This window comes from Rhizobium sp. WSM409 (assembly GCF_057653825.1).
In genome coordinates, this window is sequence record NZ_CM172794.1 from 1,090,521 (window position 1) to 1,109,032 (window position 18,512).

20 protein-coding genes are annotated in these 18,512 nt (G+C 63.1%); 17 read left to right on the forward strand and 3 right to left on the reverse strand.

Features of this window, described 5'->3' with window-relative positions; translation table 11 throughout:
• The first annotated feature begins 270 nt into the window (after positions 1-270).
• Both AC25BC_RS05535 and AC25BC_RS05540 read left to right on the forward strand, forming a co-directional pair.
• On the forward strand, positions 271-1,674 hold the full coding sequence (locus AC25BC_RS05535) for an aminotransferase-like domain-containing protein (protein WP_128439212.1): 1,404 nt from the start codon (positions 271-273) through the stop codon (positions 1,672-1,674).
• Between the two features lie 311 nt (positions 1,675-1,985).
• Complete coding sequence (locus AC25BC_RS05540) at positions 1,986-2,354, forward strand: DUF983 domain-containing protein (protein ID WP_128439267.1); 369 nt, start codon at positions 1,986-1,988, stop codon at positions 2,352-2,354.
• Between the two features lie 59 nt (positions 2,355-2,413).
• Here AC25BC_RS05540 and AC25BC_RS05545 read toward each other — a convergent pair whose 3' ends face one another.
• Positions 2,414-3,313, reverse strand: a complete 900-nt coding sequence (locus AC25BC_RS05545; protein WP_128439211.1) for a LysR family transcriptional regulator — start codon at positions 3,311-3,313, stop codon at positions 2,414-2,416.
• 143 nt (positions 3,314-3,456) lie between these two features.
• Between AC25BC_RS05545 and AC25BC_RS05550 the strand changes: the two genes are divergently transcribed.
• The 4 genes from AC25BC_RS05550 to AC25BC_RS05565 all read left to right on the forward strand — a co-directional run bounded on the left by AC25BC_RS05550 (position 3,457) and on the right by AC25BC_RS05565 (position 6,190).
• Entirely contained in the window at positions 3,457-4,068 is a 612-nt protein-coding gene (locus AC25BC_RS05550; protein ID WP_128439210.1) for a glutathione S-transferase family protein, read from the forward strand.
• A 61-nt stretch (positions 4,069-4,129) separates the two neighbouring features.
• On the forward strand, positions 4,130-5,062 hold the full coding sequence (locus tag AC25BC_RS05555) for a pyridoxamine 5'-phosphate oxidase family protein (RefSeq protein WP_128439209.1): 933 nt from the start codon (positions 4,130-4,132) through the stop codon (positions 5,060-5,062).
• A gap of 85 nt (positions 5,063-5,147) precedes the next feature.
• Entirely contained in the window at positions 5,148-5,609 is a 462-nt protein-coding gene (locus AC25BC_RS05560; protein WP_012756704.1) for a nuclear transport factor 2 family protein, read from the forward strand.
• Positions 5,610-5,629: 20 nt separating this feature from the next.
• Complete coding sequence (locus AC25BC_RS05565) at positions 5,630-6,190, forward strand: TetR/AcrR family transcriptional regulator (protein ID WP_128439208.1); 561 nt, start codon at positions 5,630-5,632, stop codon at positions 6,188-6,190.
• A 149-nt stretch (positions 6,191-6,339) separates the two neighbouring features.
• On the opposite strand, the gene AC25BC_RS05570 is transcribed toward AC25BC_RS05565, so the two are convergent.
• Complete coding sequence (locus tag AC25BC_RS05570; protein WP_020486941.1) at positions 6,340-6,471, reverse strand: hypothetical protein; 132 nt, start codon at positions 6,469-6,471, stop codon at positions 6,340-6,342.
• A 156-nt stretch (positions 6,472-6,627) separates the two neighbouring features.
• Here AC25BC_RS05570 and AC25BC_RS05575 point away from each other — a divergent pair, with 156 nt between their 5' ends.
• Both AC25BC_RS05575 and AC25BC_RS05580 read left to right on the forward strand, forming a co-directional pair.
• Entirely contained in the window at positions 6,628-7,332 is a 705-nt protein-coding gene (locus AC25BC_RS05575) for a hypothetical protein (RefSeq protein ID WP_012756707.1), read from the forward strand.
• A gap of 51 nt (positions 7,333-7,383) precedes the next feature.
• Positions 7,384-7,689 (forward strand): Dabb family protein, encoded by a 306-nt coding sequence (locus tag AC25BC_RS05580; protein ID WP_012756708.1) that lies wholly within the window; start codon positions 7,384-7,386, stop codon positions 7,687-7,689.
• Positions 7,690-7,928: 239 nt separating this feature from the next.
• Here the strand turns inward: AC25BC_RS05580 and AC25BC_RS05585 are convergent, their stop codons facing one another.
• On the reverse strand, positions 7,929-9,155 hold the full coding sequence (locus tag AC25BC_RS05585) for an MFS transporter (RefSeq protein ID WP_113547102.1): 1,227 nt from the start codon (positions 9,153-9,155) through the stop codon (positions 7,929-7,931).
• A gap of 373 nt (positions 9,156-9,528) precedes the next feature.
• On the opposite strand from AC25BC_RS05585, the gene AC25BC_RS05590 reads away from it, so the two are divergent.
• The 9 genes from AC25BC_RS05590 (at position 9,529) to AC25BC_RS05630 (ending at position 18,478) form a co-directional block, all read left to right on the forward strand.
• Entirely contained in the window at positions 9,529-9,777 is a 249-nt protein-coding gene (locus AC25BC_RS05590) for a hypothetical protein (RefSeq protein ID WP_003557930.1), read from the forward strand.
• 55 nt (positions 9,778-9,832) lie between these two features.
• Positions 9,833-10,504 (forward strand): response regulator transcription factor, encoded by a 672-nt coding sequence (locus AC25BC_RS05595; protein ID WP_012756711.1) that lies wholly within the window; start codon positions 9,833-9,835, stop codon positions 10,502-10,504.
• Complete coding sequence (locus AC25BC_RS05600; protein ID WP_113547103.1) at positions 10,494-11,897, forward strand: sensor histidine kinase; 1,404 nt, start codon at positions 10,494-10,496, stop codon at positions 11,895-11,897. The genes AC25BC_RS05595 and AC25BC_RS05600 overlap by 11 nt, the downstream gene beginning before the upstream one ends.
• Positions 11,898-12,015: 118 nt before the next feature.
• Positions 12,016-12,438: an RT0821/Lpp0805 family surface protein gene (locus AC25BC_RS05605; protein WP_012756713.1), complete on the forward strand. Its 423-nt coding sequence runs from the start codon at positions 12,016-12,018 to the stop codon at positions 12,436-12,438.
• Between the two features lie 182 nt (positions 12,439-12,620).
• Positions 12,621-13,757, forward strand: a complete 1,137-nt coding sequence (ccmI, locus tag AC25BC_RS05610) for a c-type cytochrome biogenesis protein CcmI (RefSeq protein ID WP_432431580.1) — start codon at positions 12,621-12,623, stop codon at positions 13,755-13,757.
• A complete protein-coding gene (gene ccmE / locus AC25BC_RS05615; RefSeq protein WP_128407378.1) occupies positions 13,754-14,221 on the forward strand; it encodes a cytochrome c maturation protein CcmE in 468 nt (155 codons plus the stop codon). Before ccmI ends, ccmE begins: the two co-directional genes overlap by 4 nt.
• Positions 14,218-16,215: a heme lyase CcmF/NrfE family subunit gene (locus tag AC25BC_RS05620; RefSeq protein ID WP_128439206.1), complete on the forward strand. Its 1,998-nt coding sequence runs from the start codon at positions 14,218-14,220 to the stop codon at positions 16,213-16,215. Before ccmE ends, AC25BC_RS05620 begins: the two co-directional genes overlap by 4 nt.
• The gene (locus AC25BC_RS05625) at positions 16,212-16,667 is read left to right on the forward strand and encodes a cytochrome c-type biogenesis protein (RefSeq protein WP_128439205.1); all 456 of its coding nucleotides are present in this window, start codon (positions 16,212-16,214) and stop codon (positions 16,665-16,667) included. The genes AC25BC_RS05620 and AC25BC_RS05625 overlap by 4 nt, the downstream gene beginning before the upstream one ends.
• A gap of 215 nt (positions 16,668-16,882) precedes the next feature.
• Positions 16,883-18,478 carry a Do family serine endopeptidase gene (locus AC25BC_RS05630; RefSeq protein WP_017993453.1) on the forward strand — a complete coding sequence of 532 codons (1,596 nt, stop codon included), beginning with the start codon at positions 16,883-16,885 and terminating at the stop codon, positions 18,476-18,478.
• Positions 18,479-18,512 lie beyond the last annotated feature (34 nt).

Consider the following 18,512-nt stretch of genomic DNA (forward strand, 5'->3'; position numbering starts at 1 on the left):
AGCCGAGCGGATCGTCAGCACGTCATTGGCGCACACGCTGCCGAAATCGGCCTGCGACAGCGCGGTCGTCGTGCCAGATCGAATTTGCGCAAACAGCAGTCAAATCCGGCGACAATCCGTCATTAAATTGTATCAAGGCGTGCGCAAAAGCTGCGGCATTTCGACGTGCATCATTCTCGGGACTTGGCGCGCGACATTTTTCGTGACAGCGGCACTATGCAACAATATACGGTCAATCTCATCAGGAATCAGACCGACACGGATCACGACATGAAAGACTGGCATCCCGATCTCAGCCGCAGCAGCAGTCCGCGTTATATGGCGATCGCCGATGTGATCGAAATGGATCTGCGCAGCGGGCATCTGGTGGTTGGGGACCGGCTGCCGCCGCAACGCGAACTCGCCAAGCGGCTGAATGTCGATTTCACGACGGTGGCGAGAGGTTATGTCGAGGCGCAGAAGCGTGGGCTTGTGGATTCGCATGTCGGCCGAGGCACCTTCGTTACCGGTGGCGCGGACAAGGAGCGCCAGGGATTCGCGCCCGACGCCGCGCCCGATCCCCGCCGCGCCTCCATCGTCGATTTCTCGATGAACATGCCGCCGGAAACGCACGACCCCGAGCTGATCGCCCGCATGCGCGAGGGCATGTCGGCGGTGACGGCGAACCTCATTCCGCTTCTGCGCTACCAGGGCTTCGGCGGCTCCAGCATGGACAAGGAGGCTGCGGCCTCCTGGCTCAGCCGTCGCGGGCTGGTGCCCTCGCAGGAGCGCATCTTCGTCACACCCGGTGCCCATCCGGCCCTGCTGGCGATCTTCGGCCTGCTGGCAAAACCGGGCGAAACCGTGCTTTCGGAAATCATCACCTATCCCGGCATGCGCTCGATCGCCGCCCAGCTGCGGCTCAATCTGGCCGGTCTGCTGATGGACGAGGACGGTATCCTGCCGGACGCCTTTGCCGAGGCCTGCGAGAGATTGAAGCCGAAGGCGCTCTATCTCAATCCGACGCTGCAGAATCCGACGACGCTGACCATTCCGGCCAGGCGCCGCGAGGAGATCTGCGCCGTTGCCCGCAAATATCATGTGCCGATCGTCGAGGACGATGCCTATGGCTTCATTCCGCAGCACGGCCCGGCGCCGCTCGCGGCAACAGCGCCCGATCTGACCTGGCATATCGGCGGGCTGGCGAAATGCATCGGCGCGGGTCTGCGACTTGCTTATGTCGTAGCGCCGGACAGCAAGGCCGTGTGGCCCTTCGTCAGCGCCATGCGCGCCAACAATGTTATGGCCTCGCCGCTGACCGTGGCGCTCGCCACCCGCTGGATCGAGGACGGCACCGCCGATACGATCCTGCGTTTCATCCGCGCCGAGGCCGCCGCCCGCCAGCAGATGGTCGCCGCCATCCTGCCGGCCGGCAGCTACCGCGCCGATCCGATCAGTTTCAACATCTGGCTGCCGCTCTCCAACGGCTGGACCCGCTCGACCTTCGGCAGCCACACCCGTTCTTCCGGCATCGGCGTCGTCGCAAGCGATGCCTTCACGGTCGAGGGCGCGGCGCCCGAGGCCGTGCGTGTCTGCCTTGGCGGACCGATCACCCGGGAGAAACTGCAGGGCGCACTGGAATTCATGGCCCATGCGCTGGAAGGCCCGCCGGAAATGGCAGCGTCGTTCTTCTGACGCGGAAACGCCGCCCCAGGCTGATCAGGCACGAGCGGTCGAGATCAGATCGGTCTGGCCCTGATCTGTCGGGGCCTGGGCGAAGCGAAACCGTCACGTTCATGTCTGATTCGCCCAGGCTGCCAGGCCTGGCTTCGGCCCCAAATGCTGCTTGATAAATCTGCAGTCAGCTTGCTGCCGGCATGCGCTGGGGAGCTCCGCGGCATTCTGACGAATTGACTGGTAATTTCCTTATAATGTAATTATATTGAATGCAGTCATTACAGATATTGATGGCATCAATGTTTGCGAAGCAAGAAAGCGAGATCGTCATGGATACGGAATATCCCCCACTACCTCCGGTACAGACCGGCATCAGGGGGCGCTGCCCGCGCTGCGGCCAGGGCCATATGTTCAGGGGCTTCCTGACGTTGCGGCCGGAATGCGAGGTCTGCGGTCTCGATTATTCCTTCGCCGATCCGGCCGACGGTCCGGCCTTCTTCGTCATCTGCTTCGCCTGCGTCCCGAGCGTGCTGCTCGGCGTCTGGCTGGAGGTGGCCTTTTCGGCGCCGATCTGGGTACAGCTTCTGGTCACCGGTCCGTTCATGCTCGCCACCTGTATTCCGCCGCTCCGGCCGCTGAAGGGCTGGCTGGTCGCCAGCCAGTATTTCTACAAGGCGGAAGAGGGCAAGCTCGCCTAGAGCGTGATGCCGAAAAGTGTGAGCGGTTTTCGGACGACATCATGCTCTACTTCTTTGATCTAGGACTTGTTTAGCGTCGCGCGCAGGCGCGGCGTCGCGAAATCGAGCAGCGCCCGCAGTTTCAGGGGCACCAGTCCCTGCGCGGGATAAACGAGATGCACCGGCGCCGGCGGCGGTTCGAAATCTTGGAGCAGCGGCACCAGCAGGCCAGCCATCTCGGCGCGTGCGGCCTGGTAGGAGAGCACGCGGGTGATGCCGAGGCCGGCGACAGCCGCATCGACCGCGGCCTCGGCAGTGTTGACGGCAAGCCGCGAGCGGATCGGCACCGTGAGATCATGTTTCCCCTCGGTGAATGTCCAGCTCAGCATCGAGGCCATACCCTCGAAGGTGACGCAGTCATGCCCGGCGAGATCGCCTGGGTGCCGGGGGTGAGCGTGCCGTGTGAGATAATCCGGGCTGGCATAGACCGTGCGGTGGATCGCGCCGAGCCTTGTGGCGATCAGGTTACTATCAGGCAGGTTGCCGATCCTCAGCGCCACGTCGATATGATCCTCGACGAGGTTCGACAGCCGGTCGCCAAGCATCAGCCGCAGATTGATATCGGGATAGGCTTTCAGGAAATCCACCACGACAGGCAGGACATGCAGCCGCCCGAAGACGATCGGTGCGGTCATCGTCAGTTCGCCCTTCGGGGCGCTGTATTCGCCGGCTGCCGTCCGTTCCGCCTCTTCCACCCGATCGAGAATTTCCCGCGCCGCCTCGACATAGGAGCGGCCGGCCTCCGTCAGCGTGATCTTCCGGTTGCTCCGTTGCAGCAGCTGGGCGTTGAGATGGGCTTCCAGTTCCGAAACCTTGCGGCTGACGGTTGCGAGCGGGGATCGCAGATGCCGTGAGGCGGCCGACAGGCTGCCCTGTTCGACGACGGCAAGAAGCACGGTCATGGCGTCGAGGCGGTCCATTCTATCCTTCCATGAATTGGTAAGATGCCTCCCAGATTAGCATTCTACTGCAGCCAGATGGAAGGCAGTAAATTAGAGAGCAGATGGTTCGAAGCGGCCATCGCCAACCGCGTCCCGTCGATCGGAAGACCAGAGGAACCATCATGAAACTCTACCATCACCCGCTTTCCGGCCATGCGCATCGGGCTCACTTGTTCCTGTCGCTGCTTGGCGTTCCCTATGAACTGGTCGAGGTCGACATGGCGGCAGGCGCCCACAAGGCGCCGGACTTTTTGAAGCTCAATCCCTTTGGCCAGGTGCCGGTGCTCGACGACAATGGCACGGTCATTGCCGATTCCTCTGCCATCCTCGTCTATCTCGCGCGCAAATACGGCCGCACCGACTGGCTGCCGGAAGAGGCGGTGGCCGCGGCGCGGATACAGAAATGGCTCTCGGTTGCAGCAGGCGAGATCGCTTATGGGCCATGTGCTGCGCGCCTAGTCACCGTCTTCGGCGCTGACTTCCGCACCGACGAGGTGATCGCCCGGGCGCACCGCATTCTTGCGCTGATCGAGGCGGAGCTCCACGGTCACAGCTTCCTGCTCGGCGACAATCCTGTGATCGCCGACGTGGCGCTCTACAGCTACATCGCCAATGCGCCGGAGGGTAATGTCGATATCTCGGCCTATCCAAGCGTTCGCGCCTGGCTTGCGCGCATCGAGGCGCTGCCGGGTTTCGTCGGTTTTCGCAAGACCAAGATCGGCCTTGCCGCGTGACAAGCCGCCGGGGCAGGGACGCTGCCCCGGTTCCCAAAATGCTGCCCCGAAGGAGGCCGTGATGCTGGAACAGACAAGACAGGATGCCACATCGCCCTGGCATGCGGGCGAACTCGCCATGCAGCGCAGTGTCGGTGTCGCCGAACGCATGGACGGGCCGGGCCGGAATTTCGTCCGCAAGGCCATGCCGGAGCAGCATCGCGCCTTCTTTCCGATGCTGCCTTTCGTCGTGCTCGGCGCGGTCGATGCCAAGGGCGATGTCTGGGCAACGGTCAGGGCCGAGCGCCCGGGGTTCATGGCCTCGCCGGAGCCGGAGATTCTCGAGGTGCACCTGCCGCGTGACGCAGCCGATCCTGCCGATGCCGGCATGGAGGATGGTGACGCGATTGGAATGCTCGGCATCCAGCTCGAGACCCGGCGGCGCAACCGGCTGAACGGCGTGATCCACAGGACGGATGCTGAAGCTTTCCAAGTACGCGTCGGCCAGAGCTTCGGCAATTGCCCGCAATATATCCAGCTTCGCTCCTCCGCCTTCGTCCGCGATCCCGATCTGCCGACGGCGATGCCGACGCTTCATTCCAGCCAACTCGACGATCGGGCGCTAGGGATGATCGAGGGCGCCGATACGTTTTTCGTCGCCTCCTATGTCGACCGCGACAATGGCGAGCGACAGGTGGACGTGTCCCATCGCGGCGGCAATGCCGGCTTCGTCCATGTCGGCGCCGATGGCGTACTGACCATTCCCGATTTTCCCGGCAATCGGTTCTTCAACACGCTGGGTAATTTCCTCGTCAACCCGAAGGCGGGGCTGGTCTTCATCGATTTCGAAACCGGGGACATCCTGCAGATGACGGGCAGGGCCGAGGTGCTGCTGGATTCGCCTGAGATCGCCACCTTTCAACGGGCGGAACGGTTGTGGCGTTTCACGCCGCAAAAGATCGTGCTTCGCCCGGATGCCCTGCCGTTGCGGTGGCGCCGGCCTCCCGGCCTTTGAGAAACGCCGCCTGGAAGCGGCTTGCCAATCAATGTACTGATCAGTACAATGATAACCGTTCAGTACAGGAGCGCCCGGAGAACCTATGTCCAGCCTCGTCCCGCCTTTCACCCTTGAGACCGCCACCCAGAAAGTCCGTCTTGCCGAGGATGGCTGGAACAGCCGTGATCCCCAGCGCGTCTCGCTCGTCTATACGCCGGACAGCCGCTGGCGGAACCGCGCTGAATTCATCACCGGCCGCGCGGAGATCGTCGCTTTCCTCACCCGCAAATGGGCAAAGGAGCTGGATTACCGGCTGATCAAGGAGATCTGGGCCTTCACCGATCATCGCATCGCCGTGCGCTTCGCCTATGAATGGCACGATGACAGCGGCAACTGGTTCCGCTCCTATGGCAACGAGAACTGGGAATTCGACGCCGCCGGCTTGATGCAGCGCCGCTTCGCCTGCATCAACGACCTGCCGATCCGGGAATCGGAGCGCAAGTACCATTGGCCGCTCGGCCGGCGGCCGGATGACCATCCCGGTCTGACCGAACTCGGCCTCTAAACAAGCCAGGGAAGCCACGGGTGAAGACCGTCTACGAACGCGCCGACATCGTACCGCTGCTCGCCGAAATCTTCCGCGAGCTCGGCTATGAGGGCACTTCGCTCAGCCGCATCACCGAACGCACCGGCATCGGCAAGGGCAGCCTTTACCACTTCTTCCCCGGTGGCAAGGAGGAGATGGCGGGCGCCGTGCTCGCCGATGTCGATGCCTGGTTCGAACATGCGATCTATCAGCCGCTGAGAAAGGACGACGCCGATCAGGCGATCGCGGCGATGTGGACGAATGTGAACGACTACTTCCGCTCCGGTCGCCGCATCTGCCTCGTCGGCGCCTTCGCGCTTGACGAAACCCGCGAGCGGTTTTCGGCAGAGATCGGCGATTATTTCATTCGCTGGATCGACGCCTTGCGCTCGGCGTTGATGCGGGCAGGCCGGTCTGAGGGGGAGGCGCAAACACTCGCCGAGGAGGGCGTCGCGGGCATTCAAGGCGCACTGGTGCTGTCGCGTGCGCTCGACGACAGGATGATTTTCACCCGATCATTGGACACGCTGGCGAAACGGCTAGATGCTGTGATGCGATGAGGGGGCTGTACTACGATGAGGGGCGGTCAACCGCTGGGACGTGTATTGTACCTATGAAAAAATTCACCCGGCCATGAGTGACTGGCCGGGGCGTTGATCGGGCGCTGGGGCGGCGCTCGAGCTTAAATCGGTACCGCTTTGCGTCTATTTCAGCGTTGCTGTTGAGGCTGCTGGGCCGGGCGCGTATTTTCCCGTTCAGGGCGAACCTGGCGCCATTCGTTTTCCATCTGGTCGACGACATGCTGGGGAATGGTGGTTGGGCTATTGGCGGACGTCTGCATCGGAAGTCTCCTCTTTTCGCAGTAAGGCTTCAGGGCAGGAAGATGCATTGCACAAGACAAAAGGCGTGTAAATCAGTGGCTTAAACACTTTAAACGATTAAATCGAATTTAATCGATTAAGATAGTTTTAACCTTGATATTTGAGGGAAGCGCGGAATGGTTGTCCACATGGACCGGGCATTCTTTTTCGACACGGTACGGCACGGACTCTTCAAGGGAAACCTGACTCAGCCTCAGGTAGTGGGCATCACGGCGATTCTCGACGCCTGGGAAGAACGGTTTGCCGATGCCGACCGGCGGTGGCTCGCCTATATCCTCGCAACCGCTTACCACGAGACCGCCTATACGATGCAGCCGGTGCGTGAGACGCTGGCGGAAAGCGATGCGCGCGCAGTCGAGATCCTCGAGACGGCCTTTGCCGCAGGCCGGCTCTCTTGGGTGAAGACGCCCTACTGGCGGCCGGACGAGGATGGCTGCAGCTGGCTCGGACGCGGCCTGGTGCAGCTCACCCACAAGCGGAACTACGAGGCGATGAGTGTGCTGACGGGGATCGATCTCGTTGCCGATCCCGACCGGGCGATGGAGATGGATGCGGCGGTGACGATCCTGATCGAGGGCATGCTGCAGGGAAGTTTTACCGGCCACAAGCTCGCCGATCACCTGAACGCGACGACCGCGGATTGGGTGAATGCGCGCCGCATCGTCAATGGCACCGACCGGGCGGAAAAGCTCGCCGCTTATGCCATGGTCTTCGATGCGGCGATACGTCCCGATGCGGCCCGTGGCATGCTCGCGCGGTTGAAGGCCTGGGGCGCGCGTGTTATCGCCCGGCTGACAGCTGGAGCGCCGCGCCTCCGATAGGGTGCGCCAAGGTCGCTTCATCATTTTGATAAATCTGACAGGAGCTTCCGCGTGATCCGTCATATCGTCTTCTTCACCGTGCAGGAGGAACATCTGCAGGAGGTGAGGGCCGGGCTTTCTATACTGACCGGCATTCCGCATGCGCGGCTGCTGGAAATCGGCACCAATGTGAAGACCGATCAGCTGGGCACCGAGATCGATCTCGTAGTCTATGGCGAATTCGACGACGAGGCGGCCCTTGCCGCCTACAAGGCGCATCCCGATTATCAGCTCTCGATCGATCGCGTGCGGCCGCTCCGGGAAAAGCGCATCGCCGCCGACTACGATAACCGCACGGCTGTGACGCGGCCGCTCTGACTTGCCCAGGCGTTTGGCCACGCTGTATTCCATCGAAATTTCAACTGGATGAATGATTTTCCGGATTCGGATCGCCCGGAAGCTGACTCAACTTCTGAGTCCTCAGACTCACCTTTCGAAAAAGCGGCGGCAAGCGATTCAAAAGATTCGTGAAAAGCGGCTTCTGGTTCATGATCTGGCTGCCGCAGCGGTTGCGGCGTATGGACGGAAAGCCGCGCTCGTCCATGCTTGGATGATAATCAAGAGACATTAAGAATGGCTGACTCTGATGCGCGGGCACCGCGCACCAGCGCCATCAGCATCAGCACGAAGGCCAGCGACAAGGCCGCGAGAACGGCGCAGGCGGCGAGCGCCGGGCCGGTGCCGGCGCGATCGAGGATGGCGGTGAAGATGACGGGGGCGATGGCGTTGGCGAGGTTCTGCGGCAGCGACAGCCGGGCCGATTGCAGTCCGAATTCGCGCGGTGAGAACAGCGCCAGCGGTAGCAGCGCGCGGGCGACGGTCATGACCCCGGTGCCGAACCCGTAAAACAGGACGAAGGTGACAAGCAGCGGCGTCGACGGGCTGGCAACCAGCATCATCAGGAAACTGATCATCATCAGGCTGATGCCCATGACCGCGCTGAGCATGGGGTTGCCGTGCCGGCCGAGCAGCATGTCGAGGAAACGTGCAGAGATGCCGAGGACGCCGCGTGCCGAGCCGAGCTGCAGCGCAAAGGCCGGCGAGGCGCCGGACTGGCGGAAGATTTCGAGCAGTGATGGCGAGATGCCGAAGGTGACGAAGGTCGAGATCGTCGTCGTCGCGGCGATCAGCAGGAAGGCTTTTCGCTGCTTGGCTTTCGACAGCGGCACCGGAGCGATTTCGGCTGTGCCGCCTTCGACATGTGTTGCGATCGGCTTCGGCAGGCCTAAGAGATGCAGCGGCAGACAGACGAAGAATTGCAGCGCCGCACAGACCAGGAAGGTGAGGCGCCAGCCGACCGCCTCGTTGAGCAGGCTGAGGATCGGCCAGAAGATGGCGCTCGAAAGCCCGGTGAACAGCATCAGGATGGCGATGACGCGTTTGCCGTTTGCTCCTTCGCGCTCGACGACGGCGGTATAGGCCGGCGCCGAGAGGCCAAATGCGCCGCCGATGCCGATGATGACCCAGGCGCTGGCATAGAGCACGATGCCGTTTGCGGCGGCAAGCAGAAGCAGCCCGAGCGCAAAGGTCAGCGAGGCGGCCGAAAGCACACGGGCAGCACCATAGCGGCCGAGCCATCGGCCGGTCGCCGGACCGACGATGGCGCTGACCACCATCATGATCGTCAGGCCGGCAAACGCCACTTCGTTCGCCAGGCCGAGATCCGGCGCGACGACACGGCCCATGACCCCGAGCATGTCGAACGTCGTGCCCCAGCCGATCAGCTGGGTAACGGCGAGGACGGTGACCGTCTGCGCCGAGCGGAAGCGGGAGGATTTTGGCATTGGTGCTGAAACGGTCTGAAATGTGGGGGCGGCAAGGACATAACAGTTTCAACCGGCCCGTGAAAGCTGCGGTCGGCAGGAATCGGAACGGCGCGGCCGATTCGCGGACAAAGACTGTGGTGTCGGTCCCGCCGGCTCCCCACCTTTACCGGAGGTGATAAAGAACGCGTGGATAAGGCTGGAGGTCATCGTTTTTGGGTGCAATGGCGGTGGCCGTAGCTGGCTGCTGCGGCGTTTTCCAGGCCCTGAAACCGGCTGCATCGAACAGTCGAGAACAGTTCTAAACACCCTGCATTACGGGGCATTCATTTGCCATTCAGGTCGCGTGAGTACATATTCGGAGCAAGTTGGCATTACCTTGAAAGCATAACACATGGCCTTTCCTCTGAGCGTCGCAGCATTGGCCGCCGGACTGGTGGTATCGGCGCCCTCACCGGACGCCACGAGCACTTTTGTCGTGCGTATCGGAGGCGATTGCAGCGCCGCCGCAGCCCAGGTCGTCGAGCAGACCGGCGGCCAGCTCCTGTCCGTGCAACCGGTGGGCGATACCTGCATCATCACCGTTCTTGTGCAGGGCAATGGACAGCGCCCACGCAAAGTCACGGTAAAGGTTCCGATGTAGGCGGAATCGGCTTATTCAGGACATTGATTGATTTGAAGCGGACGAAGGCGGACCGATGCGCATCCTGGTAGTCGAAGACGACGTTAATCTGAACCGGCAGCTGGCCGACACGCTGAAGGAGGCGGGCTATGTCGTCGACCAGGCGTTCGATGGCGAGGAAGGCCATTTCCTCGGCGACACTGAACCCTATGACGCCATCATTCTCGATATCGGCCTGCCGGAGTTGGACGGGGTCACCGTTCTAGAAAAATGGCGTGGCGCCGGCCGCGGTGTGCCGGTGCTGATCCTGACGGCGCGCGACCGCTGGAGCGACAAGGTCGCCGGCATCGATGCAGGTGCCGACGACTACGTCACCAAGCCCTTCCATGTCGAGGAAGTGCTGGCCCGCCTTCGGGCGCTGATCCGGCGCGCGGCCGGGCACTCCTCATCCGAGATCATCTGCGGGCCGGTGCGGCTCGATACCAAGTCCTCGAAGGCGACGGTCAACGGCACGACGCTGAAGCTGACCTCGCACGAATATCGACTGCTTTCCTATCTCATGCACCACATGGGCGAGGTCGTTTCGCGCACGGAACTGGTCGAGCATATGTACGACCAGGATTTCGACCGTGATTCCAACACGATCGAGGTCTTCGTCGGCCGCCTGCGCAAGAAAATGGGGGTAGATCTGATCGAAACGGTGCGCGGTCTCGGTTACCGCATCCAAGCGCCGAAACATGCGAATTAAGTCGCTCACCGCACGTGTGTTGCTGCTGACCACGGTCTGGTCGACGGTGGCGCTGGTGGTGATCGGCTTGCTGATCTCCACCCTCTACCGCAAGAGTGCCGAACGCGGTTTCCAGGATCTGTTGCGGGCGCAGCTCTACAACGTCATCAATTCGGTGACGATCGGCGATCAGGGCGCTCTCAGCGGCAGCCCGCAGCTCGGCGACCTGCGTTTTGCCCAGCCGAAGACCGGCTGGTATTGGGTGGTGGAGCCGCTCGGCACCTATACGACCGCACCGCTGGTGTCGCCTTCGCTCGGCTCGGCGCTCATTCCGGTTCCCTCGGTCGTCGAGGCGCCCTTCGACAAGAATTACGAGCGCTATTACCAGGTGACGGATGCCTCCGGGAACCGCGTGCAGGTGGCCGAAACCGAAGTGGTGCTCGATACCGACGGCCGCGCGGCGCGCGTCCGCGTCACCGGCAATGTCGATGTCGTCGAAGACGACGTGCGCACCTTCTCTCACAGCCTCTATCTGGCGCTCGCCGGTTTCGGCGTCGGCAGCCTGATCGTCAACGCGCTGGCGATTCTCTACGGCCTTAAGCCCCTCGACAAGGCACGCGCCGCGCTGGAGCGCATCCGCGCCGGCGAGAGCGAACAGCTGAAAGGCGACTTCCCGCGCGAAATCCTGCCGCTCGCCAACGAGGTGAATGCGCTGATCGACAGCAACCGCCGCATTGTCGAGCGGGCCCGCATGCAGGTCGGCAATCTCGCGCATTCGCTGAAGACGCCGATCGCCGTGCTTCTCAACGAGGCGCGCGTCCTCGAAAAATCCCATGGTGAGCTGGTGCGCAGCCAGGCGGAAGCGATGCAGGGGCAGGTGCAGTCCTATCTCAATCGGGCGCGCATCGCCGCGCAGCGCGAATCCGTGCTCGCCCGCACCGATGCCGAGCCGGCGCTTGAACGGCTGGTGCGCGTCATGCGCCGGCTGAACGTCGATACCGAATTCGATCTCGTCGTCTCACCGCCGCATCTGGCCGTTGCCATGGAGCAGCAGGATCTCGAGGAGACAGTCGGCAACCTCCTGGAAAATGCGGCGCGTTTTGCCAGAAGCAGGGTGCGGCTTTCGGCCGTCGAGGCCGGCGAGGATGTGAAGGGGGTGGAGGCGAGCGTGCGCCGCCACTGGGTGGAGCTCACAGTCGAGGATGACGGGCCGGGCCTGGAGCCGGACCAGATCCGCGAGGCGCTGAAGCGCGGCCGCAGGCTCGACGAAAGCAAACCCGGAACCGGGCTCGGCCTTTCGATCGTCACCGAGATTTCCAACGAATACCAGGGACGGCTCGAGCTTTCCCGCGGTGAATGGGGCGGGCTGAAGGCCAAGCTTATCCTGCCCGGCGTCACAAAGGATGTTGCATGAGCAACTGCTTGATGTCACAAAGATACTGGCAAATGCATAGCATGCTTTGCCTTAATGCTGACACGGGGACGCTGCACTTCGATCGGCTGAAATTGACCCCTGATCGTGGTTCGACGCAATGATTTTACGCTCGCAAGGCATGATCGCTTCCGCTCTTCTCGTCGCCGTCGCGCTGTCCGGCTGCACGACGACGAAGAGTGCCGCTTCGCGTGGCATTTTTTCGAGCAAGCCCTCGGCATCGGCCGCCTTCATCACCGCGCTGCAGGGCGGCATCGTCGGCCGCAGCGGCGTGACGCTGAACGACAGCGACAAGCAGCGCGCGCTCGAGGCGGAATATCGGGCGCTGGAAGGCGCCGCCGTCGGCCAGCCAGTGCTCTGGACCGGCAAGGACGTGACCGGCAAGGTCGTTGCGGCTGCACCCTATCAGGTCGGTTCCCAGAACTGCCGGCAATACACCCACACGCTGACCGTCGACGGCAAGGACACGGTGACGCGCGGCGCTGCCTGCCGCAATGACGACGGCAGCTGGTCGCCGCTCTGAATTGCGGCCAATAGAGCGCCGCGCGTCCGACAGGACGCGCTAAGGACGCTCTATCACTTTAAATGGCGCATAATCCTTTCCGAAAATCGATTCCGATTCTCGGGGTTATGCGCTAGCCTCAAATCTTCGTCATTCCGGCTTTGGCAGTTGGAATGAAGGCGCGCTTCACGTATTTGGGCGACATGCTGTTCTGGATTCTCGTTGCCGCTTTGACGGCAGCCCTCGCCGTCATCCTGCTCTACCCCCTTCTGCGCGGAGCGAAGGCGGCGGATAATATCCGTGCGGGCGAGGCGGCGGTCTATCGCGACCAGTTGCGCGAACTCGACCGCGATCTCGATGGCGGGCTGATCACCCCGGAGGAGGCTGATTATGCGAGGGCGGAAATCGGCCGGCGGCTGATCGCCGTCTCTGCCGACGAGCCGGCTGAGACGCCGAAACCCGCACGGCATCACCGTTTCACCGAAGCCTTCGTTCTCCTGGTCCTGCCGGTTCTCGGGCTCTGTCTTTATTTGACGACGGGCAGGCCGGACCTGCCCTCGCAGCCGCTGGAGGCGCGGCTGGAAAACCCTGGCAACGACGTGGCGGTGCTGATCGCCAAGGCGGAACGGCACCTGGCTGAGAAGCCCGATGACGGCAAGGGCTGGGACGTGCTGGCGCCGATCTATTTCCGCACGATGCGCGTCAACGATGCGCAACTGGCCTATCGCAATGCCATCCGGCTTCTCGGCCCGAGCCCGGTCCGGCTCGATGGCCTTGCCGAGACGCTGATGGCGGTCTCCGACGGCGTGGTGACGGAGGAGGCGCGGCAGGTGCTGGAACAATCGCTGACGCTCGAACCTGACAATCCGCGTGCCCGCTTCTACATCGCCCTCAGCATGGAGCAGGCGGGACGGCCGAACGAGGCGCGCCAGGCCTTCGAGGCGCTGGCAAAACAATCGCCATCAGATGCGCCCTGGCTGCCGCTGGTCAACCAGCATATCGCCATGAACGGCGGCGCGCCGGCCGGGACCAATCCGGCTGCCCCCGGCAATCCCACGCAGCAAGATGTGGCGGCGGCCGAGACTATGAGCGCGGGCAACCAGCAGCAGATGATCCGCGGCATGGTCGAGAGCCTCGACGCCAAGCTCAGCGAGGATCCGAACAATTTCGAGGGATGGATGCGGCTCGTCCGCTCTTACGCCGTATTAAACGACAAGGATCGCGCCGCCGGCGCCTTGAAGCGTGGGCTTGCGGCCTTTCCGCCGCCCGGCGAACAGGGCAGGCAATTGCTGGCGCTTGCCAGGGAACTCGGCATAGCCACGGAGGGAGCGACGCAATGACACGCAAGCAGAAGCGCCTGGCGGTGATTGCGGGCGGCATGGGCTTCATCCTCGCCGCCGTGCTGCTGGTGATGTTCGCCTTCAGCCAGTCGGTCGCCTATTTCTACATGCCGGCCGATCTCGCCAAGACGCCGGTGGCGCCGGAAACCCGCATCCGCCTCGGCGGCCTGGTCGGTGAGGGCAGTGTCGTGCGCGGCACCGGTTCGACGGTGGAGTTTGCCGTCACCGACGGCAGCACCAATGCCGTGAAGGTCAAATATACCGGCATCCTTCCCGATCTCTTCCGCGAGGGCCAGGGCGTCGTCACCGAAGGCATGTTTGCCGCTGGAACGAACGTCTTCGTCGCCGACACCGTGCTTGCCAAGCATGACGAGACCTACATGCCGAAGGATGTGGCCGACAGGCTCAAATCCCAGGGACTGTGGAAGGAAGGCCAAGGCCAGGAAGTGAAGGCGACGCCATGATCATCGAGATCGGCCATTACGCGCTGGTGCTGGCGCTGGCCACGGCGCTCATCCTCTCCATCGTGCCGCTGATCGGAGCCCGCCGTCACGACCGGGCGATGATGGATGTGGCGACGATCGGCTCGCTGGCGATGTTTGCGCTCGTGGCCTTCTCCTTCGGTGTGTTGACTTATGCCCATGTCGTCTCGGATTTCTCGGTCGAGAACGTCTGGGAGAATTCGCATTCGCTGGTGCCGCTGCTCTATAAATATTCCGGCGTCTGGGGCAATCACGAGGGATCGATGATGCTCTGGCTGTTGATCCTGACGCTGTTCAGCGCGCTGGTCGCCATCTTCGGCCGCAATCTGCCGGAGACGCTGAAAGCCAACGTATTGGCCGTGCAAGCCTGGATTTCGGTCGCCTTCACGCTGTTCATCCTGCTGACCTCCAATCCCTTCCTCCGTCTCGATCCGGCGCCGGCCGAGGGCCGCGATCTCAACCCGGTTCTTCAGGATGTCGGCCTCGCGATCCATCCGCCGCTGCTCTATCTCGGTTATGTCGGCTTCTCCGTCTGCTTTTCCTTTGCGGTTGCGGCCCTGCTGGAAGGGCGCATCGACGCCGCCTGGGCACGCTGGGTGCGGCCCTGGACGCTGGCCGCCTGGACCTTTCTGACGCTTGGCATCGCCATGGGCTCCTACTGGGCCTATTACGAGCTCGGCTGGGGCGGCTGGTGGTTCTGGGACCCGGTGGAAAATGCCTCCTTCATGCCGTGGCTAGCGGGCACCGCACTGCTGCATTCGGCGCTTGTCATGGAGAAGCGCGAGGCGCTGAAGATCTGGACGGTGCTGCTCGCCATCCTCACCTTCTCGCTGTCGCTGATGGGCACCTTCCTGGTGCGCTCCGGCGTGCTGACCTCGGTGCATGCCTTTGCCAGCGATCCCTCCCGCGGCGTCTTCATTCTCTGCATCCTGCTGATCTTCATCGGCGGGGCGCTGTCGCTCTTCGCCTTCCGCGCGCCGAAGCTGTCGGCCGGCGGGCTGTTTGCGCCGATTTCGCGCGAGGGCGCGCTCGTCGTCAACAATCTCATCCTGACGGTCGCCTGCGGCACGGTGCTCACAGGTACGCTCTATCCGCTGCTGCTGGAAACGCTGACCGGCGACAAGATTTCCGTCGGGGCGCCCTTCTTCAACCTGACCTTCGGCCTGCTGATGGCGCCGCTGGTCGTCATCGTGCCCTTCGGGCCGATGCTTGCCTGGAAGCGCGGCGATCTGCTTGGCGCCCTGCAGCGGCTCTATGTCGTCGCAGGTCTGGCCTTCCTTGCCGCGGTGGTCTTCTTCTACATTCAACATGGCGGGCCGGTGCTTTCGGTGCTCGGCCTCGCTGCCGGGCTGTTCCTGATCCTCGGTGCTGTCGCCGATCTCTGGTACCGCGCCGGCATCGGCAAGGTCGCAGGCCGTCTCGCCTGGCGCCGGCTTTCCGGCCTGCCGCGGTCGGCCTTCGGCACGGCCCTTGCCCATGCCGGGCTCGGCGTCACCGTGCTCGGCATCGTTGCGGTGACGACGTTCGAGAGCGAGTATGTCATCGAGATGAAGCCCGGTGAGGTGACCGAGGCCGGCGGTTACAGTCTGCATTTCGACGGCATGCAGCCGGCGACCGGGCCGAACTATACCGAGGACCGCGGCCACTTCACCGTCCGGCGCGCCGGTGTCGCGGTTGCCGATACCTGGTCAGCCAAGCGCCTCTACACTGCCCGCCAGATGCCGACGACGGAGGCCGGCATCCTGACCTTCGGGCTCAGCCAGCTCTATGTGTCGCTCGGTGACGCCACCAAGGACGGCGGCATTGTCGTGCGCATCTGGTGGAAGCCGTTTATTCTCTGCATCTGGGGCGGAGCGGTGTTTATGGCCTTCGGCGGCCTGGTCTCGCTCAGCGACCGCCGCCTGCGTGTCGGCGCGCCGCGCCGCAAGGCGAAGCCGGCAAGGCCGGCAGCTCCCAAAATGGAGCCGGCGGAATGATGCGGCGTCTGCTCCTGGCTTTTGCTTTGCTGCTGATGGCGGCCCCCGCCTTCGCCGTCAATCCGGACGAGGTGCTGGCCGATCCGGCGCTCGAGGCGCGGGCCCGCACACTTTCGGCGGAACTGCGCTGCATGGTCTGCCAGAACCAGTCGATCGACGATTCCAACGCCGATCTGGCCAAGGACCTGCGCCTGCTGGTGCGCGAGCGCATCACCGATGGCGACAGCGACGAGGCGGTGCTGAACTATATCGTCTCGCGCTACGGCGAGTTCGTGCTCTTGAAGCCGCGTGTCAGCATGAAGACGGTGCTGCTCTGGGGCGCACCGGTACTGCTGGTGCTCGCCGGCGGGCTGTCGCTGCTGGTCTTTGCGCGCAACAGGGCGGGCAAGCCGACCGGCAGCAAGCTGACGGCAGACGAGCAGGCGCGGCTGAGCGAGCTGCTGAAGAAATAACCGACCGGGCTGAGCCGGTAGACGAGCATTTCCGACCGCGTCCAGGCCGCCCAGAGAAGCCCGCGGCACGTTCGGCCGTTTGCCAAACCTTGCAAACATTACCAACTTTTCATTGGCCGGACAGTTCGCAGTAAGGTGCGGCGTCCTATATCTTTACTCATCGACTGATCCGGCATCGCCGGCTCTGAGAACTAAGAACAAGAGAAGGTGCTCCAATGCTCAAGAATTTCAACGGACGTCCGTCCCTCGCCACTGTGCTCAAGGCCTCTACCGTTGCCGGTATCGCAGCCGCTGTGCTCGCAACCGGCGTTCCGCTCGAAATCACCCGGTCTTATGCCGAAGCTGTCAAGGTTCAGGCGCCCGCCGTTCCGAGCTTCGCCAATGTCGTCGACGCCGTTTCGCCGGCCGTCGTTTCCGTCCGGGTCGAAAATCGCGTCAATCCCGTCTCCGACAACAACAATGACGGCTTCTCCTTCGATTTCAACGGCCGCGGCTTCGACGACCTACCCGACGATCATCCGCTGAAGCGGTTCTTCAAGCAGTTCGGCCAGGATCCGAATGATCAGCAGGGCCATTCCAGGCGCTTCGGCCAGAACGGACCGAATGGTGGCCCGAATGGTCCGGGCGGCAAGGGTCGCCTCCGCCCCGTCGCCCAGGGCTCCGGCTTCTTCATCTCTGAGGACGGCTACATCGTCACCAACAATCACGTCGTTTCCGATGGTCAGGCCTTCGTCGCCGTCATGAAAGACGGCACCGAACTCGATGCCAAGCTGATCGGCAAGGATCCGCGCACCGATCTCGCTGTGCTGAAGGTCGACGGCAAGGGCAAGAAGTTCACCTACGTCAACTGGGCCGACGACAACAATGTCCGCGTCGGTGACTGGGTCGTTGCCGTCGGCAATCCCTTCGGTCTCGGCGGCACGGTTACAGCCGGCATCGTCTCAGCTCGCGGCCGTGATATCGGTTCCGGTCCTTATGACGATTATCTGCAGGTGGATGCCGCCGTGAACCGCGGCAACTCCGGCGGTCCGACCTTCAACCTCAGCGGCGAAGTCGTCGGCATCAACACCGCGATCTTCTCGCCGTCGGGCGGCAGCGTCGGCATCGCCTTCGCCATTCCCGCCTCGACCGCCAAGGACGTCGTCGCCGATCTGATGAAGGACGGCCAGGTTTCGCGCGGCTGGCTGGGTGTCCAGATCCAGCCGGTAACCAAGGACATCGCCGAATCCATCGGCCTTTCCGAGCCGAGCGGCGCCCTGGTCGTTGCCCCGCAGGCCGGGTCGCCGGGTGACAAGGCCGGCATGAAGGCCGGAGACGTCGTCACCGCGCTGAATGGGGAGACGATCAAGGATGCCCGTGATCTCAGCCGCCGTATCGGTGCGATGCAGCCGGGCAGCAAGGTTGAGCTTTCGGTCTGGCGCGCCGGCAAGGCCCAGCCTCTCACCGTCGAACTCGGCACGTTGCCGATCGACCAGAAGGATGCGTCTGCCGATGACAACAGCCAGCCGCAGCAGCCTGAGGCACCGGCTTCCGAGAAGGCGCTTGCCGATCTCGGCCTGACGGTCGGCCCGTCTGACGACGGCAAGGGCCTGGCGATAACAGACATCGACCCGAACTCCGATGCCGCCGACAAGGGCATTAAGGAAGGTGAGAAGATCACCTCGGTCAACAACCAGGAGGTCTCCAGCGCCGACGACATCGTCAAGGTGCTGAACCAAGCCAAGAAGGACGGGCGCACCCGCGCTCTCTTCCAGATCCAGTCCAGTGAGGGGAGCCGCTTCGTAGCGCTTCCGATCAACGGCCAGGGCTGATCTTCAAGAAAACTGGAGCCGTGCGGACGAGAGT